The organism is Streptomyces sp. PA03-3a (assembly GCF_033792735.1).
In the GTDB taxonomy this organism is placed as follows: Bacteria; Actinomycetota; Actinomycetes; order Streptomycetales; family Streptomycetaceae; genus Actinacidiphila.
The window spans coordinates 187,123-210,304 of record NZ_JARAVM010000001.1; the positions used below are offsets into that span (position 1 = coordinate 187,123).

Consider the following 23,182-nt stretch of genomic DNA (forward strand, 5'->3'; position numbering starts at 1 on the left):
CACGGCAGGCTCAGCCGCGCGCCTGCCCGGCCGCCTCGGCGGCGAGCTTCGTGACCTCGTCGGCGGCCCGCTTGGCGCGTCCCGAGACCTTCCAGGCGACCATGCGCAGGGCGACAGCCGGCGACGGGGGGAAGACGCCGAGCTGGCCCAGCATCGTCATGTCGTCGCGCAGCGCCTCGTGGCGGACGACCTTGCCGTCGCGGAGGTCGAGCAGGTGGACCTGCTCGAAGTCGACCTCGCGCCCGGTGGGAGGGATCGCCTGGTCGAGGACGCCGTCACGGAAGCGTACGAACGCGCCGGTGTGCCGTCCCTGCATGCGCAGCCGGATCCAGACCTGGTCGTCGTTGCGGGCGATGCCCAGCACCGGGAAGCGCAGGTCGCTGAAGGCCGAGCGGAGCCACGCGCCCGAGGCGAGCGTTCCCGCCGGGCCGGGTGTCGAACAGGCCGCGGGCGAGACGGCCGCCTCACGGTTGTGGTTGTCGGGGCCCACGACCTCGTGGGCCAGTGCCGCATCGCCCGTCTCCAGGATCCGGAACAGCCCCTCGGCCAGGTCCTTGGCGTCCATCGCCATCGTTCCCACCTTTCGCCCGCCCGCCTCGCGGGCCGGTCTCACCGGACGCGCGCGCCGCGCATCCGATATTGAGGTTATAGAGGACCGATTGGATAGGTCAAAGCGGAACGGATATCGCATAGGATGCCGCCATGTCCACCAAGCGCGCCTACGTCTCCCCGCTCCGAGAACAGGCCGCGGCGCGGACGCGCGCGCTGATCCTCGAACAGGCCGAGCTGCTCTTCGCCGAACGCGGCTACGGGCGGGTCACCGTCGCGGACATCGCGGCGGCGGCCGGGGTCGCGTCGAAGACGGTCTTCGCCAGCGTCGGCAGCAAGTCGGACGTCCTCGACCGGATCGTCGACAAGGCCGTGGTCGGGTCCGGATACGAGCGGGCCGTCGCACGCATCATGGACGTGCGGACGCCCGACGGTGTCCTCCGGGCGCTCGCCCGCGGTACCCGGGCGGGAAACGAGAGCCAGTTCAAGGCGCACGAGGCGATTCGCAAGGCGCTGCCCGTGCACGAGAACGGCGAGGCGTTGTGGGAAAGGGCGACGGCCGACTACCGGGAGGCGCTGCGCGCGGTCGCACGGCATTTCCTGGAAGTCGGCGCACCCGCCCGGCGGTACTCGGCGGAGGAGACCGCCGACCTGCTCTGGTTCTGGTTCGGCCCGACCGGCTGGCGCACGCTCGTGGTGGAGAACGGCTGGTCGTGGGACCGGGCTGAGGAAGTCCTCTACCGCACCGCCGCGTCCGCCCTCGCCTGAGACCGCGGCTCGCGTCCGCGCCGCAATTCGGGCGAAGGGCGTGATGAGACGTCACAAACCCGCCCGGCCCGTCACTCGTTAAGGCGATCCGTGGATTGACGGATGTTCACCGGGGAATGCGTTCTTCCGAAAGGGAGTGATTCTTCATGGATTTGAAGATTCGCAGGCTCGTTTTCGGTGCGGGAATGCTGGGAATCGTGCTGGGCGCCGTGGTCGGGGTGATCTCGGCGGGCACGTTCTACAGCGTCGTCGTCGGTGCGTTGCTGTGCGCGGCGGCCGGTGTCGTCGCCGTCCTCTACTGGGGTGAGCACGGGGGTGCCCGGCGCCGCCGTGCCCGGTGGGCCCAGCGGCCGGAGCAGATCCCGCATCCGCGCCGCTTCGGGCGGCTCGACGGCCCCGACGCCTTCCGCTACTGAACCCACGGGCGCCGCGCCCGGGACCGTGACGCGAGAGCGTGCGTTCCCGGGCGCCCCCATACAACGCCCGAAGCGGGGAAGGCGGGCCTTCGACGCCGAAGTGGAGGTGCCCATGTCCCCCGTGTCCCACCGTGTCAACGTCCGCCGCCGCCATCCCTCCGACACCGTCGCCCGCTGCCGGCGAACGCCCCTGCCGCACACGGAGGATCCGCGATGATCGCCGCGCTGGTGCTCGGGCTGCCGGTTTTCCTGCTCGGGCTGATGCTCGTCCTGTCCGCGGTGGAGGACCGGATCGTGAGTCCTCCCCCCACCCCCCAGCCGTCGGCGGCTCCCAACGCGCCCGGCACGCAGGCGCCGTAGGGCGCCCGCCCACCACGGCCGCGGAGGTCCGGCGGCGGAGGAGGCACGTTGCCCGAAGCCGAAGCCGAAGCCGAAGCCGGGTCCGGCGGCCTCATCGTGTTCCTCAACGGGACGTCCAGTTCGGGGAAGTCGAGCATCGCCAGGGAACTGCTGCTCACCCTGGACGGCACGTACTTCCACATGCCCGTGGACGCCTTCCACGCCATGCGGTCCCGTCGCGCGGTGACCCCGGAGGAACTTCCGGACGTGCTGCGGCGCACCTGGCGGGGCTTCCACCGGGCGGTGGCCGGCATGGCCGCCGGAGGCAACAACGTCGTGGTCGACCATGTGCTCAGCGAGCCGTGGCGCCTGCGGGACTGCCTCGCGCTGTTCCCGGCGAGGGACGTCGTCCTGGTCGGGGTGCACTGCTCGCTCGCGGAACTGCGGCGGCGCGAGCGGGAGCGCGGGGACCGTCCCGCGGGTCTGGCGGCCCGCCAGTTCGGCCTCGTCCACGCCCACGGCCGGTACGACGTCGAGTGCGACACGACTGAGGCCTCTGCGGCGGAGTGCGCCCGCCTCATCCGCGACTTCCTGCCCCGCAGGACGTTCCCGACGGCCTTCGAGCGGCTGGCGGCCGTCAGCCGGTGAGGGCCTGGGTGCCGAGGACGGTGAGCAGTGCCAGACGGTCGGCGTCCTCGCTGCCCGGTTCCGCGGTGTAGACCATGATGCGCAGGTCGCTGCCCGTCACGGTCAGCACGTCGCAGTCGAGGGTCAGCGGGCCCACGCGCGGGTGGTCGACGATCTTGCGTGACGCCTCGTGCCGGCCGACCGCGCCGGCGTCCCACAGTTCGGCGAAGCGGTCGCTGTGCGCGCGCAGGTCGGCGACGAGCCGGCGCACCTGCTGGTCGGACGGGTAGCGGTCGGCGGCGGCGCGGAGGTCGGCGACGAGCGCCGACTCGAAACCGGCCAGGTACTCCCGGGTGCGCCGGATCCGGCCGGCCCGGCCGACGAAGTGGTTCCACACCCCGTTGCGCTCGTTGCCGCGCCATCCGGAGGGATCGCCCATCAGCGCCGCGTACGGGGGGTTGGCCACCAGCAGCGTCCAGGAGGCGTCGTAGACGGCCACCGGTGTCCCGGTCAGCCGGTCGAGCAGCCGCTGGACGCTGGGGGTGATGTACGCGGGGACGGTGTCCGGCCCCGGGGGCGCCAGACCGGCCAGCTGGAACAGGTGCCCGCGCTCCTGCGGGGACAGCCGCAGCGCCCTGGCCAGGGCTTCCACGACCTGGGCCGAGGGATGGGAGGCCCGGCCCTGTTCGAGCCGGGTGACGTAGTCGACGGAGATCCCCGCGAGCTGGGCCAGTTCCTCCCGGCGCAGTCCCGGGGCGCGCCGGTGCCCGCCGACCGGAAGCCCGGCCGCCTCGGGCGTCACCCGTTCACGCCACCGCCGCACCGCTCTGCCGAATTCCGTCGCCGCCATCTCCTCAGTGTGCTGCGCCGGACGCGACGGTGCCTGGTACCCCGAGTCCCAGGAAGTCCGGGGGCTGCGGCGCCCGGCCGTCCCGAACAGCAGCCGACATTTGACTCAGTCCAAACTGGGATCTACGTTGGGGTGGAGCGGAGGGAGGGCTTCCGGGTCCGCAGGGACGTGCGCTGCCCGGGAGCCGGCCCCTCGCACCGGCGGAGCGGTCCGTGCCGACAGTTGGCCCCGGCGCGCGGCCGCCCCGCCGGACTCATGAGGTCACGATGCCCGACAGACGGTGCAGGCTGTCGTCCAGTGCCCGGTCCACGACGCCCTCGGGCGGCGCGATGCTCTCGTCGGTGAACGACAGGTGGATGGTCACCTCGCTGGTCCGCTCGCCGGTCCGGTCGACCTGCAGCCAGCCCGCGTAACGGTCGTCCTCGCGGGTGCCCCACTCCAGCCGTCTGTGCGCGCGGTCGGCCCGGAAGAGCGCGGCCGCGTCCCGTCCCGTGTCGTCGTCGTGCACGGTGACGGCGGGCGGTTCGGCGGCACGGACGTGCAGCTCGTCGGGCAGCCACGACTCGATGCGGTCGAGGTCCTCCGCCCGGTCGAAGACACGGTCCGCGGAGGCCGTCATGTTCATGGAGCGCTCGAACTCGCTCACGGCGATCCCACCTCCTCAGAGGGACACTTCGAGTGTCCCTCCGCCCTGTCACGGCAGCCACCGCGCCCTCTCCCGCCCTCCCGGACCGGCGGGGCCCGCCGGGAGCCCACAATGGAGTCCACCGGTGTCCCGCAGCGCCGGTCACCGTCGCCGTAGAACCTGGAGCGCAGCCGATGCCCGGCAAGATCACGCTGTCCGCCTGGCCCACCCCCGTCGAACCCGTGCCCCGGCTGGCCGCCGCCCTCGGCCTGGACGCGGACGACCTGTGGATCAAGCGTGACGACCTCATGGGACTCGGTGGTGGCGGCAACAAGGTCCGCAAGCTGGAGTGGACGGTCGGCGAGGCACTCGAAGCCGGTGCGGACACCCTGGTGACGGTGGGCGCGGCGCAGAGCAACCACGCCCGCCTCACCGCCGCGGCCGGGGCGCGCCTCGGACTCGACACCGTCCTGGTCTTCCCCGGCAAGGAACCCGAGGCCGGGTCCGGCACCGGCAACCTCGTCCTCGACGGACTCTTCGGCGCCCGGGTCGTCTGGGCCGGTGACGCGGAGCCCGCCGAACTCGCGGGCGCCGCCGAGGACGTCTGCGGGCGGCTGCGACGCGAGGGAGCGCGGCCCCATCTGATCCCCTTCGGAGGTTCCAGCGCCACCGGTGCCCGCGGCTACGTCGAGGGCGGCGAGGAGCTCCATGCCCAACTTCCCGACGTCGCCCATGTGGTGGTGGCCCTCGGCTCCGGCGGCACCATGGCCGGTCTCGTCGCCGCGCTGGGCGAGGAGCGGGTGCTCGGCGTCCACTGCGGCGCCGTGACCGAGCCGGCCGCGATCGTCGCGGACCTGGCCGGGGCGGTCGCCCGCCGTGCCGTCTCCCCGGACGCGCTGCGCATCCGCACCGACCAGGTCGGCGCCGGCTACGCGACGCTCCACGAACCGGTCCTGGAGGCGATGCGGACGGCGGCGGCCACCGAGGGCATCGTCCTGGATCCCACCTACACCGGCCGCGCCATGGCCGGTCTGGTCGCCGCCGTACGAGACGGCGGCATCCGCCGCGGGCAGCGCACCGTCTTCCTGCACACCGGCGGCCTGCCCGGGCTCTTCGGGCACGCCGAGGCCGTGCGCCGTTCGGTCGCCGCGCTGCGATCGTACGAACGGGGTTGACGGGCGCGGACGTTCACGCCCCGTCGTGCAGGACGGCGTCGACGAAGCGGCCGCGCGGCCGGGCGTTGCCGGTGAACCACAGGGCGAGCCGGTGCTCCGCGTCCGGGTAGGTGAGCCGGGTGAAGCGGGCGCGGGAGCCTCCGAGCGCGGTCGCGACGGCCTCGGTGACCGCCGGCGGGATCACCGCGTCCGCGGCCGGCGCCGCGAGCACCGCCCGGCCGGACAGGGACCGGAAGGTCTCGAGGGCGGAGGAGGTGCGCCAGCTCTCAGGTGTCCGGATGATCTCGGTGAAACCCGCCCCGAACGGCACCGTCCACGCCTCGGCCGCGTAGACGGCGGGCGCGCACAGGCCGACGGACGCCACCCGGGCACCATAGTGCCGCGCGAGGTCGGCGACGGTCTGCCCGCTCATGCTGAAGCCGATCACGGCCAGCCGGTGCCGGTCCGGGACGTGCCCGTCGATGACGGCCCTGGCCTGCAGGAACCGCCGTCTCAGGCTGGACTCGGCGAGCCGACCGGTGCTGTCGCCGTGCCCCGAGAAGTCGAGGGAGAGCGCGTGGTGACCCCGCACGGCGACGTCGGTGAGCACTCCGGTGAGCCGCTGCCGGTCGCTGGTTCCCGCTCCGTGCAGGACGACGGCCGTCAGCGGGGCGGCCGGGCTCCGGTCCGCCGTGCCCGGGTGCGCCGCCGAGCAACCGAGGGTCTCGCCGTCGCAGTTCACGGTGAAGGACTCGATCGCGGCGGGGACCGTGCCCGTGGGGTCGGTGCCGGTCATGCCGTCGGTACCTCCTGGTGTGCCGCCGGGGCGGTGCGCGCGGGCGGGCGCAGGATGCCGGCCGTCGCGGCCGCGACGGCACAGCATGCCACGGGCAGCAGGAAGGTGAGGTTGAGCGGCATCAGGTGGGTCAGCGGGCCGATGACCGCCGGCCCCGCGAGCATGCCGAGGTAGCCGAGCCCGGCGACCCGGGAGACGTTGGCGCCCGCGGCGGCGGGATCGGCGTGACCCGCCGCGCTGAACAACTGCGGTACGCAGCCCGACAGTCCGGCGCCGAACACGGCCCAGCCGGCCACGGCCAACGGCACCCACGGCGACAGGGCCGCCGCCAGCAGTCCGGCGGCGGCCACCGAGGCGCCGCCCCGCAGGACCGCCAGGGGGCCGACCCGCGCCGCCAACCGGTCCACGACGAAGCGGCCGACGGTCATGGCGGTGGCGAAGGCCCCGTAAGCGAGCGCGGCGGTGGCGGCCGGTGCGTCCAGCACGGTGCTCAGGTGGAGGGTGCTCCAGTCGTTGGCCACTCCCTCGCACATCATGATCATCAGCGCGAGTACGGCGAGCGCCCAGATGCGCCGAGGCGTCTTCCTGCGGGCCGGCGGTCCGGCGTCCACCGCCTTCGGGGCGCGGGCGGCGGGCCGCAGCAGTGCGGGTGCCGCCGCGACCGCGGCGACGACGCCCAGCGCCGCCACCACCCCGAGCGTCGCCGCCGGGCTCCAGCCCTGGCTGAGGGTGCGTGCGCCCACCAGCGCGGCAAGGACGCCGCCGACGGAGAAGGTGGCGTGGAAGGCCGACATGACGGGCCGGCCGTACGCCTGCTCGACCTGGACGGCGTGGGCGTTCATGCTCACGTCCAGACAGCCGTTGCCGATGCCCAGCAGCAGGAGGCCCGCTCCCAGCGTCCATGCGTTGCCGGCCAGACCCGGCAGGACGACGGTGGCGCTGCACAGCGCCGCGCTGACCGGCACGACCGTACGGGCACCGAGACGGTCGGTGAGCGGGCCGACGATCTGCATGCCCGCGAACGCGCCCGCGCCGAGCAGCAGCAGGAGCCAGCCGAGGGTGGCGTGGCCGATCCCGGTGCGGTGCTCGATCTCCGGGATGTGCACGATCCACATCCCCAGCAGGAAACCGTTCAGCACGAAGTAGGCGAAGGTGGCCGTCCGGGCGGCCCGAGGTGTTCCGTTCACGCATCGAACATAGCGAACAGAAATCGGTTTCGAAACCTTGCCTTTCAAACGTTGAAGATGTTCAATGCGGTCATGGCTGGCATCGACCGACTCAGGCAGATCACCGAGGCCGTACAGGAGGCGGGGCGCCTCGGCGTCGCCGAACTCGCCGCGCTCACGGGCGCCTCGGAGATGACCGTCCGACGCGACCTGGAGGCGCTGGCCGCCCAGGGCGTCCTGGAGCGCTATCGGGGCGGCGCGCGGAGTCTGCTGCTGCGGGGCGAGGAGCCGCCCTTCGGGCTCAGGTCCCAGGAGGGGCAGGAGACCAAGGCGCGCATCGCCGCGGAGGTCGCCGGGCTGATCGCCGACGGCGAGGCCGTCGTGCTGGACAGCGGTACGACCTGCCTGGAGGTGGCCAGGGCGCTCGAACAGCGCCGGCTGACGGTGATGCCGCTGTCCCTGCACTCCGTCAACGCCCTGACCGGTGCCCCGCACCTGACCCTGCTCGTCCCGGGCGGGCGGCCGCGGCCCGGCGAACTGGCGCTGACCGGGCCGCTGACCGAGGCCTCACTGGCCGCGCTGCGCTTCGACACCGCCGTGATCGGCTGCTGCGGGCTCAACGCCGCCAACGGCCTCACGGCCTACGACCTGGACGACGCCGCCGTGAAGCGGGCCGCGATCGCCTCCGCCCGGCGCGTCATCGCCGTGACCGAGGGCGCCAAGCTCTCCCGTACCGCCCTCGCCTTCGTCGCCCCCGCCGCCGCGCTGCACGCGGTCGTCACGGACGGGTCGGCGCCGCAGGACGCGGTCGGCGCGCTGTCCGCGGCGGGCGTCACGGTGCGGCAGGTGTGACCGCGTGCCCGGCACCGTGCTGTTCGACCTCTTCGGCGTCATCGCCTGCCCGCAGTCCGCGGAGGGCAGGGAACGGCTGCACCGTACGGCCGGGGTGCCCGCCATCGGTTTCTGGGAGGCCTACTGGGGTCTGCGCCCCCCGTACGACCGAGGTGAGCTGACCGGACCCGCTTACTGGAACGGTGTGGCGGCGGCCCTCGGGACCCGCTTCGACGGTCGGCGGACGGAGGCGCTCATCGCCGCCGACGTCGACAGCTGGAGCGGTGTCGATCCCTCGATGGTCGCCCTTGTCGAGGAACTCGCCTCCCTGGGCTGCCGCATCGGGCTGCTCTCCAACGTCCCCGAAGAACTGGCCGCCCACTACGAGGCCCGCCACGCCTGGCTGCGGCACTTCCATGTGTGCGCCCTGTCCTGCCGCACCGGCCACGCCAAACCCGACCCGGCCGCCTACCGCTGGTGCCGGGACGCGCTGCGGGAGGACCCGGCCCGGATCCTCTTCGTGGACGACCGCCCGGAGAACATCCGCGCGGCGGAGGCGGCCGGCATGCGCGGCCACCTCTTCACCGGCCCGGCCGGGCTCAGGGAGCGCCTGTCACGCTTCTGACGGCGTGCCGGGCCCGGGCGAGGGTGTCGCCGTATCCGCGCTCACGCGCCCGCGGTCGCCTCCTGGCACTCGGCGCACAGACCCCACCAGGTGATCTCGGCCTCGTCGACGGCGAAGCCCTTGGTCTCCACGGGGTCCAGGCAGGGCGCCGCGCCGACCGTGCAGTCGACGTCCTCGATGCGGCCGCAGTCGCGGCACACCAGGTGGTGGTGGTTGTCGTCGACGCGCAGTTCGTAGCGCGCGGCGGATCCCGCGGGCTCGATGCAGCGGATGAGCTGTGCCCTGGTGAGGTCGTCGAGCACGTTGTACAGGCCCTGCTTGGACAGTCCTCCCGCGCCCGGGGTGCCGACGCCGATCCTCGCCTCGAGCTCGGACGCGGTGGAGTGGGGGTGGCCGTGCAGGGCGGTGAGGATGGCGCGGCGCTGTGCCGTGCTGCGCAGCCCCTTGCTCTTGAGCAGGTCGCCGGCCGACTGCTCCATGGCCGCCGTCACGCTCCTTCCCGGGTGTGCACGACATTTGAAGGAGTCAATTCTATTCGAGTGCGGTCGTGACCGCGCTCACTCCGCGGTCTCGGCCGTGTGGCAGGTGCCGCAGACGACCCGGCGCGCGTGCAGGCGGCTCGTAGCCCTGCCGAGGCCCTTGGGCTGGTGGACCGGGAGGCGGACGACACGTGAGTGGTCCGCGCAGGTGAACAGGCCGCAGCGGGTGCAGACGCCGATGCCTTCGCTGTCGTGGCGCGCTTCCTGGACGCAGTCGTAGCACTTCACGCGAGTTCGCTCCGGGGGTGGGGGAGGGGCGCGGCTCTCATCGCCCGCCCCTCGAACGTAAGGGCGAGAATTGACCGAGTCAAATCTTGACGTCGCCACGCTCGACGAGGTCAGCCTGCTCGCGCGGAGTACATCGAGCGGGTGCAGTCCGGCCCGGGTCCGGTGCGGAAGGTGAACGGCTGACCCCGCCGCGCGCGAAGGGTGCGGCCCCGCCGTCACGGACGGCGCGGCCGCGTCCTTCGCGTACGGGACCTTCTCACCGCTTCGGGCCGGGGCGGACCGGGTGCTTGCTCAGGATGGAGACCCGGTTGAAGGAGTTGATGGTGATCGCCACCCAGATGAGGGCGGAGAGCTCGTCGTCGCCGAACACCTCGCGCGCGGCCTGGTAGGCCTGCTCCTGGGCGGTGGCGTCGGTGGGGTCCGTGGTCACCTCGGCCACCGCGAGCGCGGCGCGTTCGCGCGCGGTGAACAACTCGGTGTCGCGCCAGGCGGGCAGCACGGTCAGCCGCTGCGGCGTCTCGCCCTCGTCGAGGGCGGCCCTGGTGTGCCGGTCGAGGCAGAAGGCGCAGCCGTTGAGCTGCGACACGCGTATGTTCACCAGCTCCACCAGGTCCCGTTCGAGCCCGGCCTCGGCGGCCACGGCCCGTACGGTCTCGGCGGCGGCCACCATCGCCTTGTAGGCCCGCGGGCTCTGCTTGTCGATGAAGATCCGCCTGCTCGGCCGAACCACCGTGGGGTCGCTCACCAGCACTCCTTCGCCGGGCCGTCTCCGGCCGCCATGGGATGCCCCGTCGTCCGTCGCGGGCATCGCCGTATCATCATCACCATGATTGTTGAAATTCGAAGCACTCGTTGTGTGAGAAGCGCGACATGAGCGAGTCCCAGGCGGAGGCCGCCGTGGAGATCCTGTCCGCCCGCGACGTCCCGCTCGGCGGTCCCCGCGCGATGACGGTGCGGCGCACCCTGCCGCAGCGGAACCGCTCGCTCATCGGCGCCTGGTGCTTCGCCGACCACTACGGTCCGGACGACGTCTCCGACACCGGCGGCATGGACGTCGCGCCCCACCCCCACATCGGGCTCCAGACCGTGAGCTGGCTGTTCAGCGGCGAGATAGAGCACCGCGACAGCCTCGGGACGCACGCCTACGTGCGGCCCGGCGAGCTCAACCTCATGACCGGCGGGCACGGCATCAGCCACTCCGAGGTCTCCACCGAGCGCACCACGGTCCTGCACGGTGTCCAGCTGTGGGTCGTGCTCCCCGAGCGGGACCGTGACACCGCCCCCGCCTTCCAGCACTACGTCCCGAGGCCCGTGGCGCTCGGCGGGGCTGTGGTGCGGGTGTTCCTGGGGTCCCTGGCCGGCGACACCTCGCCGGTGGCGACCTTCACCCCGCTGCTCGGCGCCGAACTCGCCCTCGACCCCGGCGCGACCGTCACTCTGGCGATCGACCCGGCCCACGAGCACGGCCTGCTCGTCGACAGCGGCGACGTCGAGATGGCCGGCACACGGCTGAGCCCGGCCGATCTCGGCTACCTGGCTCCCGGCGGCGACACCCTGACCCTGACCAACCACGCGGACACCCCCGCCCGGGCGGTGCTGCTCGGGGGTCCGCCCTTCGGGGAGCGGATCATCATGTGGTGGAACTTCATCGGCCGTACGCAGGAGGACATCGAACAGGCCCGAACCGACTGGATGACGGGCACCCGGTTCGGTGAGGTCGCGGGCTACGACGGTGACGCGCTGCCCGCGCCGGAACTGCCGCACGTGCCCCTGAAGTCGCGGGGGAACACGCACTGACCGGCGCGGTCCGGCGGTGGCCCTCCGGGTCCGCCGCCGGACCGGCCCGTGCCGCTCAGGCCGTGACCGACTCCGGAGCCTCGACGGGTGCGGCCTCGTCGGCGGGCCTCCCCGGCCTGCCGCGGCCCAGGAAGGCGTACGCGGCGCCGACCAGCAGGCCGCCGCCGACGAGATTGCCGAGGCCCACGAACAGCAGGTTGCGCGCGAATCCGGCGGCCGTCGCCTCCGGCACGTGCTCGAACATCCCCAGCGAGTAGTACGTCATGTTGGCCACGACGTGCTCGAAGCCGGAGCCGACGAACGCCAGCAGGGCCCAGAAGATCACTGTGATCTTGGCGCCGTCCGACTTGGTCCGCGCGGCCATCCACACGCCCAGGCAGACCAGGAAGTTGCACAGCACACCGCGGAAGAACAGCGCCGAGCCGGACTCCGCGGCCTTCGTCTTGAGCAGGGTGGTGAGCAGAGCGAGGGCCGGCGCGGTGTGCCCGGGAGCGGCACCGGCGCCGATGACCCCGCTGCCGTGCACCACCAGGGCGAAGAGGACGGACCCGATGAGGTTGCCCACGAACGAACCGACGATCAGGGCGGCCGCGTTGGCACCGCTGATGCTGCGGACGAGGACGCCCTGGACGCTCGTCATCATGTTGCCGGTGGCGAGTTCGGCGCCGGCGAAGACCACCAGGATGAGCCCCACGGCGAAGAGCAGGCCCTGGACGAGCTTCGTGAACGGCGACCCCGCGGCCGCCAGCGGTCCGGTGACCGTGAGCAGCAGCACCGCCGCGATCCCGATGAACGCGCCGGCCAGCAGGGAGCTGACCAGATAGCGGCCCGGGCTGAGGAGGCCGACGGCCTTGTCGGCGGCGGTCCGCCCCTGCTCGTCGAGGGCCTGGGACACGGGGATCGGCATGGTGTCACCTCTTCACTGATGTACCGGAATGTCCGTCCTGCATTTCTCGATGCTAGGTCGGAGGAGGCGTCGAAAAGGAAAAGGAGTTGCACGTCACAAAAGGAAAGGTGATTTCTCCCATCGATGGGCAATCCATGACGCAAGCCCGGGTCAACGGGAATTCAGCCATCGGTAAAGTGGCGCTCTGTTACGGATGGAGCCGCAGATGGGGCGGGTGTGAGGGGCGCGGTGGAGGGGGGCGCCGAATGCCGTCCCGTATTGTCCTTCGCTGGTGGGTGGCACAGGAAACTACCGACCGGCCGCCTCTGTCCGTGGAGTGCCGGCAGCCGCGCGTGCGGCCGAAGTGCGCCCGGGTCCTTCCGGGCCAGGGGCAGTCGCGGACGATCGTCCGTATAATGGCCGCCGAAAGGATGCCCGCGCGGTCGGGGCCGGCGAAGGGGAACGGGCGCAGGCGCGACGCCGTCTGCGGGCGGTCCGCCCTGCGGTCACCGGTGGAGCGGGCATAGCCGACGTGGACGCGGGAGGCATCGGATGGCAGGGCGCGGAAGCGGTCCGGACTTCGTGGAGGCACTGGCCCGCGGGCTGGACGTGCTCGGCTGCTTCGACGCCCGGCACCGCCGGCTGACGCTCAGCGAGATCGCCGCCGCCACGGGGCTGGCGCGGCCGACCGCGCGGCGTCTGCTGCTGACGCTGGAGGAGCTCGGCTACGTCCGCACCGACCAGGGCGCGTTCACCCTCACCCCGCGCGTGCTGCGGCTGGGCATGTCCTACGTGGGCGCGCTCGGCCTGTGGGACGTGGCCCGTCCCCACATGGAGGCGCTGGTCGCGCAGACCGGGGAGTCGTCCTCGATGGCGCAGCTGGACGGCTCGGACATCGTCTACGTGGCCCGGGTCTCCGTGCCGAAGATCATCGCGCTGCGGGTGGACATCGGCACCCGGTTCCCCGCCCCGCAGACCTCCCAGGGCAAGGTGCTGCTCGCGGCCCTGGGCCCGGAGGAACTGGAGGCGGTCCTGGCCGAGCCCAGCCGCTCCGGGCTTCCCGGCTTCCCGCGGCCGACGCCCGAGGAGTTCGCCGCGGAACTGCGCACGGTCCGGGCCCGCGGCTGGGCGCTGGCCGACGAGGAACTCGCGCCCGGCGTACGGTCGGTCGCCGTGCCCGTGCGGGACGGCGACGGGGCGGTACGCGCGGCGATGAACGTCACCGTGCACGCAGCCGAGACCGGGGTGGACGTGCTCACCGGCACCTACCTCCCCCTGCTGCTGCGTGCGGCCGGGAACGTCTCGGCGGACTGGGCGCTGTGGCAGAGCCGCCCGCACGGCGAGGTCCGGCCGGCCGCCGCGCCGGCCCCCGGCGCCACCGCCGCGGGCTGACGCGTCCGGCATCCGCCGTCCGGCGGCTGGTGCGGGCCGGTCCGTCAGGCGGGCTGCAGGACGAAGTCGAACTCGGCCAGCAGATACGGGACGTCGAGCGTCGTGCCGTCGGGGGCGGGTCCCGCCGGCCGTTCGGTGAACCGCACCACCAGCGCTTCCTTGGTGCCGAAGACGACGTCGCTGTCCAGGTACTCGCTGCCCTCCTGGAACAGATGGGTGATCAGCTTCTCGTACCCGGGCTCGTGGATCAGGAAGTGGACGTGCGCGGGGCGGAAGTGGCTGATGTCGGTGGTGCTGATCAGGTCGCCGACCGGTCCGTCCATGGGGATCGCGTATCCGCGGGGGGCGATGGTGCGGACGCAGTAGGTGCCGTCCTCCCGGGCCCGGTACTTCGCGCGCAGGCGGGCTTCGTCGATCTCGGGGAGCTGCGCCTCGTAGGCGCCGTCGGCGTCCGCCTGCCACACGTCGAGGACCGCTCCGGGGACGGGCTTGCCCTCCAGGTCGGTGACCTTGCCGGTGACGAACAGCGGTGTTCCGGGGATGCCGTCGGACATGTCGAAGCCGTACGGGGCGGCGGGCGATCCGTCGATGTGGAACGGGCCGAGGACGGTGGCGGGGGTGGCCTGGGGCGCGAACCTGTTGTTCAGCTGCACCACCAGCGTGCTCAGCCCGAACACGTCCGAGGCGAGGATCAGTTCCTGGCGCTTGGCGTCGCTGATCCGGCCCGCCTCCGCCAGCCACTGGATCGCGGCCATCCACTCGTCCTCCCCGAGCTCCACCTCGCGGGCGAACGCATGGAGATGGCGGACCAGGGCGGACATCAGCCGCGCCTGGCGCGGGTCGTGGGAGGTCGCCCAGCGCTGGGCCGCCAGCTCGGTGAGGTTGTCCTCGTTGACGAACATGGTCACTCCTTGGTGTTCCCTGCGGATTCGGTGTCCGGCTGGGGCGGGACGGGCCGGTTGTTCAGGTCGACGGAGAGGAAGATGTCGTTCGCGACCGGATTGCGCATCTCCTCGGCGAGCTGGCCGATGAGCCCGGCGGTGCGTGCGAGCAGGGCGAAGCCGCGCAGCAGCGGCAGCGGCAGTCCGAGGTCGGCGAGTGCGGCCCCGCAGACGCCCGCGCCGTTGAGCGGCAGGGTCTTGCCGAGGACCTGGGGGTGCACCCGGCCGATGGCGGCGAACAGTGACAGGTGCGGGCCGAACAGGCCCTCCTCGGAGGCGATGTCCATCAGCCGGGGCGTGCGCGGGTCGCCGTCCTTGTGCACGTGGTGGCCGAGGCCCGGGACGAACCGGCCGGCCGCCCGCTGCTCGCGGACCAGACGCAGCGCCAACTCGTCCCAGCCGGTGTCGTCGCGGGGCGGTTCGCCGTGCGCGGCCAGCGCCTCGTGCAGGAAGTTCCCGGTGTCCTCGGTGACGCCGAGGAAGCGGGAGCCGCCGCCGAGCAGGCCCGCGGCGAGCGCGCCCTGGACGGAGTCCGGCGCGGACAGGTACGTGAGCCGGGTGACGATGGCCGTGGGCGTGAAGCCGTGGTCGGCCAGGGCCGCGAGAACGGCCTCGAAGACCCGGGTCTCGCCACGGCTCGGGCGGCGCTGCGTCGCCAGCCAGAAGGCGAGTTCACCGAAGCCGACCTCGCCCATGACGTCCTGGGCGAGGTCCTGCCCGAGCAGGGTGATGCGGGTGCGGTCCGAGGCGCCCAGCGCGGTGGGGTAGCCGCCGGGCGCGGACGGGTCAGTCACGGGTGTCCTCCGGGTCCCGGGCCAGCCACGCCCGCAGTTCTGCGCCGTGCTCGTCGAGCCCCGGAGGCGGCAGCCGGTAGACGGCCGGCGTGGCCGAGAAGGTGACCGGGTGGCGGGTCGTGGGCACCGCGCGCTCTCCTTCACCGACGGTGACGACCGGGTCGAGCCCGAACCGCTCGGCCATGGCGAAGCCGCCGTCGATGGTGTTGATCGGCCCGCTCGGCACTCCTGCCTCGACCAGCAGCTCGAACCATTCGTTCGCGCCGCGCTTGACCAGCTGCTCCACGAGCAGCGGCCGCAGCTCCTCCCGGTTCGCGGTGCGGTCGGCGTTGCGCGCGAACCGCGGGTCGTCGGGAATCCGGGGGATGCCGAGGACCTCGCACAGCTTGCGGAACTGGCCGTCGTTGGCGGCGGCCACGATCAGGTCGTTGTCGGCCGTGGGGAGCGGCTCGTACGGGAAGACGCTCGGGTGCGCGTTGCCCATCCGGTACGGGACCTCGCCCCCGGCCACGTAGGCCGAGCTGTGGTTGACCAGTCCGGTCAGCGCCGACGACAGCAGGTTGACCTCGACGTGCTGGCCCTCGCCCGAGGCGTCGCGGTGACGCAGGGCGGCGAGGATGCCGATGGCGGCGTGGTTGCCCGCCATGACGTCGAAGACCGAGATCCCGGCCCGGTACGGCGGGCCGCCGGGCTCCCCGGTGAGGCTCATCAGCCCGGAGACGGCCTGCACCATCAGGTCGTAGCCGGGCACGTCGCGCCCGGCGCCGGAGCCGAAGCCGCTGATGGACGCGTAGACGACGGCCGGGTTGCCGGTGCGCACGGACGCGTAGTCCAGGCCGTACTTGACGAGGCCGCCGGGCCGGAAGTTCTCGATGACGACGTCCGCCCGGCGCGCGAGTTCGCGCGCCGCCTCCCGATCGGCCTCGTCGCGCAGGTCAAGCGCGACGGAACGCTTCCCGCGGTTGATGCCGAGGTAGTAGGTGGACACCCCGTCGCGTACCGGGGGCGTCCAGCTGCGGGTGTCGTCACCGTGCGGACCCTCGACCTTGACGACGTCCGCGCCGAGGTCCGCCAGCAGCATCGTGGCGTAGGGGCCGGCGAGGATCCGGGAGAAGTCGGCCACCAGCAGCCCTGACAGCGGGCCCGCCGGGCCCGGTCGCGCGGGCGCGGTGCTCTCTGACATCCAGTGTCACCTTTCATCTGACCGCAGGACGGACAGCCGTCCGTACCCGCGATTCTGTTGCGGAAAGCCGGGGGCGTCAAGGCTGATCTGCAACGCCATGGCCGGTTAGAGGCCCTGTTGTTGCTGCGGTGTCTCGTTCTGCGACAGGGTCTGGGCCGCTTCGGGGGCGCATGGCTCCCGAACCGCGTCTGAAGGCTAGCGCTCGGTTCGATGGCCGAATAGCGTACTCGTGTCCGTCAAGCGGCCAAGGGAGTTCATGATGGATAAGGTCGAGGCATTCAGCCCGGGGCGGCCCATTGTTCTGCGCGGTGGGACCGTGCTGCCCGTCAACCGTGAGCGCGAGGTCCTCGCGGACACCGATGTGCTCGTCGTCGACGACCGGATCGCGGCGGTCGGTCCGCGACTCGCCGTGCCCGACGGGACGGTGGAGATCGACGCCACGGGCGGCGTCGTCATGCCGGGCATGATCGACACGCACCGGCACATGTGGCAGACCGCGATGCGCGGTTACGGAGCAGACTGGACCCTCACGCAGTACTTCGTCTGGTACTACCTGGAGCACGGCAGGAAGTTCCGCCCCGAGGACGTGCACGCCGGCAACCGGCTCGCCGCGGTGGAGGCCCTCGACGCGGGCGTCACGACCGTCGTCGACTGGTCCCACGGCCTGCAGACCGTCGACCACGCCGACGCCGCCGTCGACGCCCTGCGGTCCGTGCCGGGCCGTTTCGTCCTGGCGTACGGCAACATCCAGCAGGCGCCCGCGGAATGGACCGCGGCGCCGGAGTTCCGCGACTTCGTCAGCCGCCGCGTCGACGGCGACGACATGCTCGGATTCCAGCTCGCCTTCGACGTCACGGGTGACCCCGCCTTCCCCGAGAAGCCCGCCTTCGAGGTGGCCCGCGACCTGGGCGTCGCCGTCACCACCCATGCCGGGGTGTGGGGTGCCACCAACGACGACGGCATCCGCCTGATGTACGAGAACGGCTTCATGACCCCGCAGACGGTGTACGTCCACGCCTCCACGCTCAGCGCCGACTCCTACCACCGCATCGCGGCCACCGGCGGCTCGGTCTCCGTGTCGACCGAGAGCGAGCAGAGCGCCGGCCAGGGCTACCCGACGACCTGGGCCATCCGCTCGCACGACATCCCCGTCTCCCTGTCGATGGACACCAGCGTGTGGTGGAGCGGCGACCTCTTCTCCGCCATGCGCACCACCCTCGGCGCCGACCGAGCCCGCGCGCACCTGGAGGCGCACGCCAAGGGCGAGACCGTCACCCACTGCGCGCTGCGCGCCGACCAGGTGGTGGAGTGGGCCACCCTCGGCGGAGCCCGGGCCCTCGGCCGCGAGCGGGACCTGGGCAGCCTGGAGGTTGGGAAGAAGGCCGACATCGTCCTGCTGAAGAACGACCACTCGCCGGTCTCCTTCCCGCTGCTCAACCCGTACGGGCAGGTGGCCTTCCAGGCGCAGCGCGGCGACGTGCACACCGTGCTCGTCGACGGACGGGTCGTCAAGCACGAGCACCGCCTGCTCGGCGTCGACCTGGCCGCGGTGCGGCGCGAGGTTGAGCAGACCGTCGACCATCTGCGGTCCGCCATGGGCGAGGAGGAGTGGCGCAAGGGGATGAACCCCGACGTCCCCGAGACGAAGGTGCTCGACAACCCGTACACCTACACCGACTACCGCAGCGCCTCGACGCACGGCCGGTGACCCGGGTGACAGCGGGGGCACGGGTGACACGAAGGAGAACCGAGAGATGAACCTGGGGCTGCTGCTGCTCCGACTGCTGCTCGCCGCACTGCTCTTCGGCCACGCCACGCAGAAACTGCGCGGCTGGTTCGGCGGGTCGGGCCTGGCCCGCACCGGCGCCGTGTTCGAGGGCTACGGAGTCGTCCCCGGGCCGCGGATGGCGCTGGTCGCCGGGGTGGCCGAGCTGACCGGCGCGGCGTCGGTCGCGACCGGACTGCTGACACCCGGCGGTTGCGCGGTCGTCGTCGGCACGATGACGGTGGCCGCCGCCTCGACGGCGCCGAACGGCTTCTGGGCGCTCAAGGGCGGCTGCGAGGTGCCGTTCCTCTATGGCGCGATCGCCGCGTGCCTCGGCTTCACCGGGCCGGGGGAGTGGTCGCTCGACCACGTCCTCGGCCTGAGCTGGCGGCCCGCCCCCGCCTGGGGCGCCGCCGCGCTGGCGGCCGGGCTCCTCGCGGCGACGGTGCCGCTGGCCGGCCGCGCCAGGGTGCTGCGGAGCAGGAAGGAGTCCCGCGAGCCCCACGAGAACGCGTAGTCACTCCGGATAAGCCGCCTCCGGCCGGGCATACGGCTGGAGTACGCCACGCGACGCCGCGGCCGGACGGGCCGCGGCGGAACAGGAACCGGGGGGCACGACGGCATGGGCGCTTCGCTGGAGGAGACCGACCGCGCGGACGGAGACCGGCCGGAGCGCTCCGCCGCCGACCGCAAGCAGGAGCTGCGCCGCCGCCTCGAACGGCTGATCGGCATCGCCGCGACCGAGGGCAACTGCCTTCAGGCGCTGCGGAACGGGGACGAGATCTTCCCCGCGATGCTGGACGCGATCCGCGCGGCGAAGCACACCGTCGACATGACCACCTTCGTCTACTGGCGCGGCCAGATCGCGCGCGACTTCGCGCACGCGCTGGCCGCCAAGGCGGCGGAGGGGGTGCGGGTGCGGTTGCTCCTGGACGGCTTCGGGGGGCGGCTGATCGAGCAGGAACTGCTCGACGGTCTGGACCGGGCCGGCGTGGACGTCGCCTGGTTCCGCAAGCCGGTGCGGCTCTCGCCGTTCAAGCAGAACCACCGCTGCCACCGCAAGGTCCTCGTGGTCGACGCCGAGGTGGCCTTCACCGGCGGCGTCGGCATCGCCGAGGAGTGGTGCGGCGACGCCCGGCACCCCGGGGAATGGCGGGACACCCATGTCCGGGTCACCGGCCCCGCCGTGGACGGGCTGGCCGCGGCCTTCGCCCAGAACTGGGCCGAGTGCCGGCGCAACGGGCTCTTCGACGCACGCGACCGCTTCGGCGAGCACGAGCAGAGCGGAGGCGCGATCGTCCAGGTCGTCCGCGGCTCGGCGAGCGTCGGCTGGCAGGACATGCGCACCCTGCTCCGTGTGGTGATCGCCTCCGCGGAGCAGCGCATCCGGCTCGCGACCGCCTACTTCGCGCCCGACCCGTACTTCGTCGGCCTGCTCTGCCACGCGGCGGCGCGCGGGGTGGACGTCGAGATCCTGCTGCCCGGCCCGCACACCGACAAGCGCGTCTGCCAGCTCGCCGGGCAGCGCTACTACCAGCGGCTCATCGACTGCGGCGTGCGGATCTGGCACTACCAGCCGACGATGATGCACGCCAAGGTGATCACCATGGACGGGGTGGCCACCCTGATCGGCTCGACCAACTTCAACCGCCGCTCCCTCGACCACGACGAGGAGGTCATGCTGGCGGTGCTCGACGAGTCCTTCACCTCCGTCCTCGACGCCCACTTCGACGAGGACCTGCTGCGCAGCGAGCCCGTGGACGGCACCCGCTGGCGCGACCGGTCGGCACTGGAGCGGGCCCAGGAGGCGGCGACCGCGCCCATCCGCCGCTTCCTGTGAGGAGGGCGAGGATGATGGTGACGCCCCGCAGGACGGCAGCGCGGGGCGTACGCACCCCGGTCGCGTCAGCGCACCGTTCACCCTGGAGGGCGACATCGACGTCAACACCGGCACCGAACCGGCTGCGCCAGACAGCCGGACCGACGCGGCGCGGCACGAGGCGTTCCCGGCCGACCTGGAGGTCGCGACGGTCGCGGAGCTGTCCGCCCTGATGGCCTCGGGCCGCATCACGAGCGTTTCCCTCACCCGCGCCTACCTGCGGCGCATCGAGGACCTGGACGTCGGCGGACCGGCCCTGAACGCGGTGCGCTGCGTCAATCCCGCCGCCCTGGAGGAGGCCGCGGCGGCCGACGCCCGCAGGGCCGGCGGCGGCCCCGGCGGGCCGCTGCTGGGCATACCGGTGCTCGTGAAGGACAACATCGACGTCCTCGGCATGCCGACCACGGCCTGCTCGGTGGTGCTCGCCGGCTCGTACCCCGCCCAGGACGCCCCGCTGGTGACCCGGCTGCGCGAGGCGGGGGCGGTGATCCTCGGCAAGGCGAACCTCACCGAGTTCGCCAACTACCTGACCGTCGGCATGCCCAGCGGTTACAGCTCGCTCGCCGGCCAGGTGCTCAACCCGTACGACCTGAGCGAGACGCCGAGCGGCTCCAGCGCCGGTTCGGGGGTCGCTGCCGCGGCCGGACTGGCCGCCGTCACCCTCGGCACCGAGACCGACGGTTCCATCCTCAGCCCGGCGTCGGCCACGTCGGGGGTCGGGGTGAAGCCCACCCTGGGCCTGGTCAGCCGCACCGGCATCGTGCCCATCGCCTCCAGCCAGGACACCGCGGGCCCGATGACCCGGACCGTCGCGGACGCCGCCGCCCTGCTCACCGTCGTCACCGGCACCGATCCCGAGGACCCGGCCACTGCCGGCAACCCCCTCGAAGGCCACGACTTCACCGCCGACCTGTCACCCGACGCCCTGCGCGGCGCGCGCATCGGTGTCGTCGCGGAACAGACGCCCGAGGACGGCACGGACGAACGCGCCCTGTGGGACGCGGCCCTGGACGCGCTGGCGCGACGCGGCGCCGAACTCGTCGACGTCGGCATCGAGGCGCGCCGCCGGTACGACGTCGCCTCCCCCGTGCTGAGCCACGAGTTCAAGCGCGACCTCAACGCCTACCTCGCGCGGCTGCCCGAGGGCGCGCCGGTGCGCACCCTCGCCGACGTGATCGCCCACAATGAGGCCCACGCGGGCCTCGCCCTGAAGTTCGGGCAGACGCTCGCCCTCGCCGCGCAGTCCAGGGACCTCGGGCCGGACAGCGCGGACACCGTCGAGTACAAGGCCGCCCGCGCCCGGGATTTGGCGGAGAGCAAGGACCGCATCGACGCCCTCATGGCTGAACACGACGTCACCGCCCTGCTGTTCGTGAACAGCGGCAGCTCGTCCATCGGCGCCAAGGCGGGCTACCCCTCGGTCACCGTCCCCGCGGGCTACCTGGCGGCCAACCGCAGGCCGTTCAACATCACCTTCCTCGGACGGGCGTGGAGCGAGCCGCTGCTCCTCGGCTACGCGTACGACTACGAGCAGGCGACCCGGCTGCGCAGGCCGCCGTCCGCCGTCAACCCCACCCTGCTGCACCGCCGTTCGCCCGCCGTGCCGGCGCCGAGAGCGGCGGACGCGGAGCGCTGACGGCGCCGGCGTGTGGGACCGCCCCGCGCGAGCGGGGCGGTCCCTCCCATGAGCGGCCGGCGTGTGATCCCGAGGGACGGGGAAGGCTCGTGCACCGAGGTCGCAAGCGCGCGGGGTACGGCGGGCGCCGGCACGACCGGCTGCGGCGTGACCGGCGTACGGCGGGGCCGTGCGCGCGTGATCGCGGACCTCAGATGGGCAACGTCCACCTCTGTCGGAGACGACAGGACCCGGGAACCGTTCCTCGGCCTGCCGGGGAAACGCGTGGACGCGAAGTGCCCGGGCCCGCTCGATACACTTCAGGAGAGGGGCGGGGAAGTCTCTCCGGTGTCCGGCCGCGTGGCGGTGGTACGCGATGAACTCGATTCCGCATGACGTGAGCGTGTACGCCGGGCGGTCCTCCGGGCTCATCGGGGCCCAGATCGCCGGGTACCGCGTGGAGCGGGAGATCGGCCGCGGCGGAATGGCCGTGGTGTACTGCGCCCGGGACCTGCGGCTCGACCGCATGGTGGCGCTGAAGCTGCTCGCCCCCGAGCTGGCCCGCAACGACACCTTCCGCCGCCGTTTCACGCACGAGTCGCGGGTGGCAGCCGCCATCGACCATCCCCACATCGTGCCGATCTTCGAGGCGGGGGAGACCGACGGTGTCCTCTACATCGCGATGCGTTACGTGTCGGGTCTCGATCTGCGGGCGCTGTTCGACCGCGACGGTCCGCTCCCCGTCCCCACCGCCCTGCGCATCGCAGCGCAGGTGGCCTCCGCGCTGGACGCGGCGCACGAGCACGACCTGGTGCACCGGGACGTGAAACCGGGGAACGTGCTCGTCGCCAAGGGCACCGACAGCGACCACCCCGAGCACGTCTATCTCACGGATTTCGGGCTGACGAAGAAGTCGCTGTCGCTGACCGGATTCACCACCGTCGGCGAGTTCGTCGGCACGCTGGACTACGTGGCACCGGAGCAGATATCGGGGCGCCCGGTGGACGGCCGCTGCGATCAGTACAGCCTGGCCTGCGTCGTCTACGAGAGCCTGACCGGGGGCCTGCCCTTCGAGCGCGAGGAGGACATGGCCCTGCTGTGGGCGCACCAGTACGACCAGCCGCCACCTCTGACCGAGCGGCGGCCGGACATCCCGCCGGGCATGGACGACGCGATGGCCAAGGCGCTCGCGAAGGTGCCCGAGGACCGTTTCGAATCCTGCCTGGAGTTCGTGGGCGCCCTGCGGGCGGCCGCGGCCGTGGCCGGGCCGGACGTGGCGGCCCGGCGGAGCGGTTCTCCCGACGACCAGGTCACCCGGGTGACGCCCCGGGCGGCGGCGGTCCCCGCGCCGCCGGGACCGCCGCCGGACCCGCCGATGTGGGCCCGGGCGGTCTTCCGTCGTCTGTCGGGTCTCTAG

The 23,182-nt window shown here is 72.7% G+C and carries 26 protein-coding genes; 14 read left to right on the plus strand and 12 right to left on the minus strand.

The window, feature by feature from the left end:
* Positions 1 to 10: 10 nt before the first annotated feature.
* Positions 11 to 571 (minus strand): ester cyclase, encoded by a 561-nt coding sequence (locus PV342_RS00815; RefSeq protein WP_329183538.1) that lies wholly within the window; start codon positions 569 to 571, stop codon positions 11 to 13.
* Between the two features lie 131 nt (positions 572 to 702).
* On the opposite strand from PV342_RS00815, the gene PV342_RS00820 reads away from it, so the two are divergent.
* The 4 genes from PV342_RS00820 to PV342_RS00835 all read left to right on the plus strand — a co-directional run bounded on the left by PV342_RS00820 (position 703) and on the right by PV342_RS00835 (position 2,720).
* Positions 703 to 1,317: a TetR/AcrR family transcriptional regulator gene (locus tag PV342_RS00820; RefSeq protein WP_386993839.1), complete on the plus strand. Its 615-nt coding sequence runs from the start codon at positions 703 to 705 to the stop codon at positions 1,315 to 1,317.
* Between the two features lie 146 nt (positions 1,318 to 1,463).
* A complete protein-coding gene (locus PV342_RS00825; protein ID WP_158689909.1) occupies positions 1,464 to 1,733 on the plus strand; it encodes a hypothetical protein in 270 nt (89 codons plus the stop codon).
* A gap of 213 nt (positions 1,734 to 1,946) precedes the next feature.
* Positions 1,947 to 2,093, plus strand: coding sequence for a hypothetical protein (locus PV342_RS00830; RefSeq protein WP_386993838.1), 147 nt, complete (start codon positions 1,947 to 1,949; stop codon positions 2,091 to 2,093).
* 48 nt (positions 2,094 to 2,141) lie between these two features.
* On the plus strand, positions 2,142 to 2,720 hold the full coding sequence (locus PV342_RS00835; protein WP_500315565.1) for a chloramphenicol phosphotransferase CPT family protein: 579 nt from the start codon (positions 2,142 to 2,144) through the stop codon (positions 2,718 to 2,720).
* Here the strand turns inward: PV342_RS00835 and PV342_RS00840 are convergent.
* Together PV342_RS00840 and PV342_RS00845 are read right to left on the minus strand one after the other, a co-directional pair.
* Positions 2,710 to 3,549: a helix-turn-helix transcriptional regulator gene (locus PV342_RS00840; RefSeq protein WP_386993836.1), complete on the minus strand. Its 840-nt coding sequence runs from the start codon at positions 3,547 to 3,549 to the stop codon at positions 2,710 to 2,712. The genes PV342_RS00835 and PV342_RS00840 overlap by 11 nt on opposite strands.
* 253 nt (positions 3,550 to 3,802) lie before the next feature.
* The gene (locus tag PV342_RS00845; RefSeq protein ID WP_018563809.1) at positions 3,803 to 4,195 is read right to left on the minus strand and encodes an SRPBCC family protein; all 393 of its coding nucleotides are present in this window, start codon (positions 4,193 to 4,195) and stop codon (positions 3,803 to 3,805) included.
* Between the two features lie 173 nt (positions 4,196 to 4,368).
* On the opposite strand from PV342_RS00845, the gene PV342_RS00850 reads away from it, so the two are divergent.
* Positions 4,369 to 5,349, plus strand: coding sequence for a D-cysteine desulfhydrase family protein (locus tag PV342_RS00850; RefSeq protein WP_391579766.1), 981 nt, complete (start codon positions 4,369 to 4,371; stop codon positions 5,347 to 5,349).
* A gap of 13 nt (positions 5,350 to 5,362) precedes the next feature.
* Here PV342_RS00850 and PV342_RS00855 read toward each other — a convergent pair whose 3' ends face one another.
* Both PV342_RS00855 and PV342_RS00860 read right to left on the minus strand, forming a co-directional pair.
* Positions 5,363 to 6,124: an alpha/beta fold hydrolase gene (locus PV342_RS00855; RefSeq protein ID WP_500315566.1), complete on the minus strand. Its 762-nt coding sequence runs from the start codon at positions 6,122 to 6,124 to the stop codon at positions 5,363 to 5,365.
* Positions 6,121 to 7,311, minus strand: coding sequence for an MFS transporter (locus tag PV342_RS00860; protein ID WP_500315567.1), 1,191 nt, complete (start codon positions 7,309 to 7,311; stop codon positions 6,121 to 6,123). The genes PV342_RS00855 and PV342_RS00860 overlap by 4 nt, the downstream gene beginning before the upstream one ends.
* Before the next feature lie 72 nt (positions 7,312 to 7,383).
* Here PV342_RS00860 and PV342_RS00865 point away from each other — a divergent pair, with 72 nt between their 5' ends.
* Together PV342_RS00865 and PV342_RS00870 are read left to right on the plus strand one after the other, a co-directional pair.
* Positions 7,384 to 8,142 (plus strand): DeoR/GlpR family DNA-binding transcription regulator, encoded by a 759-nt coding sequence (locus PV342_RS00865; RefSeq protein ID WP_329183524.1) that lies wholly within the window; start codon positions 7,384 to 7,386, stop codon positions 8,140 to 8,142.
* 4 nt (positions 8,143 to 8,146) lie between these two features.
* Positions 8,147 to 8,746 carry an HAD family hydrolase gene (locus PV342_RS00870; protein WP_500315568.1) on the plus strand — a complete coding sequence of 200 codons (600 nt, stop codon included), beginning with the start codon at positions 8,147 to 8,149 and terminating at the stop codon, positions 8,744 to 8,746.
* Positions 8,747 to 8,787: 41 nt separating this feature from the next.
* Here the strand turns inward: PV342_RS00870 and PV342_RS00875 are convergent, their stop codons facing one another.
* The 3 genes from PV342_RS00875 to PV342_RS00885 all read right to left on the minus strand — a co-directional run bounded on the left by PV342_RS00875 (position 8,788) and on the right by PV342_RS00885 (position 10,258).
* The gene (locus PV342_RS00875) at positions 8,788 to 9,225 is read right to left on the minus strand and encodes a Fur family transcriptional regulator (protein WP_500315569.1); all 438 of its coding nucleotides are present in this window, start codon (positions 9,223 to 9,225) and stop codon (positions 8,788 to 8,790) included.
* 78 nt (positions 9,226 to 9,303) lie between these two features.
* Positions 9,304 to 9,513: a DUF2180 family protein gene (locus tag PV342_RS00880; protein WP_329183520.1), complete on the minus strand. Its 210-nt coding sequence runs from the start codon at positions 9,511 to 9,513 to the stop codon at positions 9,304 to 9,306.
* Between the two features lie 256 nt (positions 9,514 to 9,769).
* Positions 9,770 to 10,258: a carboxymuconolactone decarboxylase family protein gene (locus PV342_RS00885; protein ID WP_500315570.1), complete on the minus strand. Its 489-nt coding sequence runs from the start codon at positions 10,256 to 10,258 to the stop codon at positions 9,770 to 9,772.
* A gap of 125 nt (positions 10,259 to 10,383) precedes the next feature.
* Between PV342_RS00885 and PV342_RS00890 the strand changes: the two genes are divergently transcribed.
* Positions 10,384 to 11,310 carry a pirin family protein gene (locus PV342_RS00890; RefSeq protein WP_018563819.1) on the plus strand — a complete coding sequence of 309 codons (927 nt, stop codon included), beginning with the start codon at positions 10,384 to 10,386 and terminating at the stop codon, positions 11,308 to 11,310.
* 55 nt (positions 11,311 to 11,365) lie between these two features.
* Here PV342_RS00890 and PV342_RS00895 read toward each other — a convergent pair whose 3' ends face one another.
* A complete protein-coding gene (locus PV342_RS00895; RefSeq protein ID WP_500315571.1) occupies positions 11,366 to 12,217 on the minus strand; it encodes a formate/nitrite transporter family protein in 852 nt (283 codons plus the stop codon).
* A gap of 531 nt (positions 12,218 to 12,748) precedes the next feature.
* Here PV342_RS00895 and PV342_RS00900 point away from each other — a divergent pair.
* Positions 12,749 to 13,588 (plus strand): IclR family transcriptional regulator domain-containing protein, encoded by an 840-nt coding sequence (locus tag PV342_RS00900; protein WP_500315572.1) that lies wholly within the window; start codon positions 12,749 to 12,751, stop codon positions 13,586 to 13,588.
* 44 nt (positions 13,589 to 13,632) lie between these two features.
* Here the strand turns inward: PV342_RS00900 and PV342_RS00905 are convergent, their stop codons facing one another.
* From PV342_RS00905 to PV342_RS00915, 3 genes are read right to left on the minus strand one after another with little or no spacing between them, the layout of a single operon-like run.
* Positions 13,633 to 14,490: a dioxygenase family protein gene (locus tag PV342_RS00905; RefSeq protein ID WP_433427892.1), complete on the minus strand. Its 858-nt coding sequence runs from the start codon at positions 14,488 to 14,490 to the stop codon at positions 13,633 to 13,635.
* A gap of 2 nt (positions 14,491 to 14,492) precedes the next feature.
* On the minus strand, positions 14,493 to 15,323 hold the full coding sequence (locus PV342_RS00910) for a citryl-CoA lyase (RefSeq protein ID WP_386993828.1): 831 nt from the start codon (positions 15,321 to 15,323) through the stop codon (positions 14,493 to 14,495).
* Positions 15,316 to 16,506: a CaiB/BaiF CoA transferase family protein gene (locus PV342_RS00915; RefSeq protein WP_386993827.1), complete on the minus strand. Its 1,191-nt coding sequence runs from the start codon at positions 16,504 to 16,506 to the stop codon at positions 15,316 to 15,318. The genes PV342_RS00910 and PV342_RS00915 overlap by 8 nt, the downstream gene beginning before the upstream one ends.
* A 256-nt stretch (positions 16,507 to 16,762) precedes the next feature.
* Here PV342_RS00915 and PV342_RS00920 point away from each other — a divergent pair, with 256 nt between their 5' ends.
* From PV342_RS00920 to PV342_RS00940, 5 genes are all read left to right on the plus strand, one after another.
* Positions 16,763 to 18,214 (plus strand): amidohydrolase family protein, encoded by a 1,452-nt coding sequence (locus PV342_RS00920; protein WP_400797080.1) that lies wholly within the window; start codon positions 16,763 to 16,765, stop codon positions 18,212 to 18,214.
* Between the two features lie 46 nt (positions 18,215 to 18,260).
* Positions 18,261 to 18,788: a DoxX family protein gene (locus PV342_RS00925; protein WP_400797077.1), complete on the plus strand. Its 528-nt coding sequence runs from the start codon at positions 18,261 to 18,263 to the stop codon at positions 18,786 to 18,788.
* 105 nt (positions 18,789 to 18,893) lie between these two features.
* Positions 18,894 to 20,111, plus strand: coding sequence for a phospholipase D-like domain-containing protein (locus PV342_RS00930; protein ID WP_386993823.1), 1,218 nt, complete (start codon positions 18,894 to 18,896; stop codon positions 20,109 to 20,111).
* A 211-nt stretch (positions 20,112 to 20,322) separates the two neighbouring features.
* On the plus strand, positions 20,323 to 21,786 hold the full coding sequence (locus tag PV342_RS00935) for an amidase family protein (RefSeq protein WP_500315573.1): 1,464 nt from the start codon (positions 20,323 to 20,325) through the stop codon (positions 21,784 to 21,786).
* Between the two features lie 355 nt (positions 21,787 to 22,141).
* Positions 22,142 to 23,182 (plus strand): serine/threonine-protein kinase, encoded by a 1,041-nt coding sequence (locus tag PV342_RS00940; protein WP_500315574.1) that lies wholly within the window; start codon positions 22,142 to 22,144, stop codon positions 23,180 to 23,182.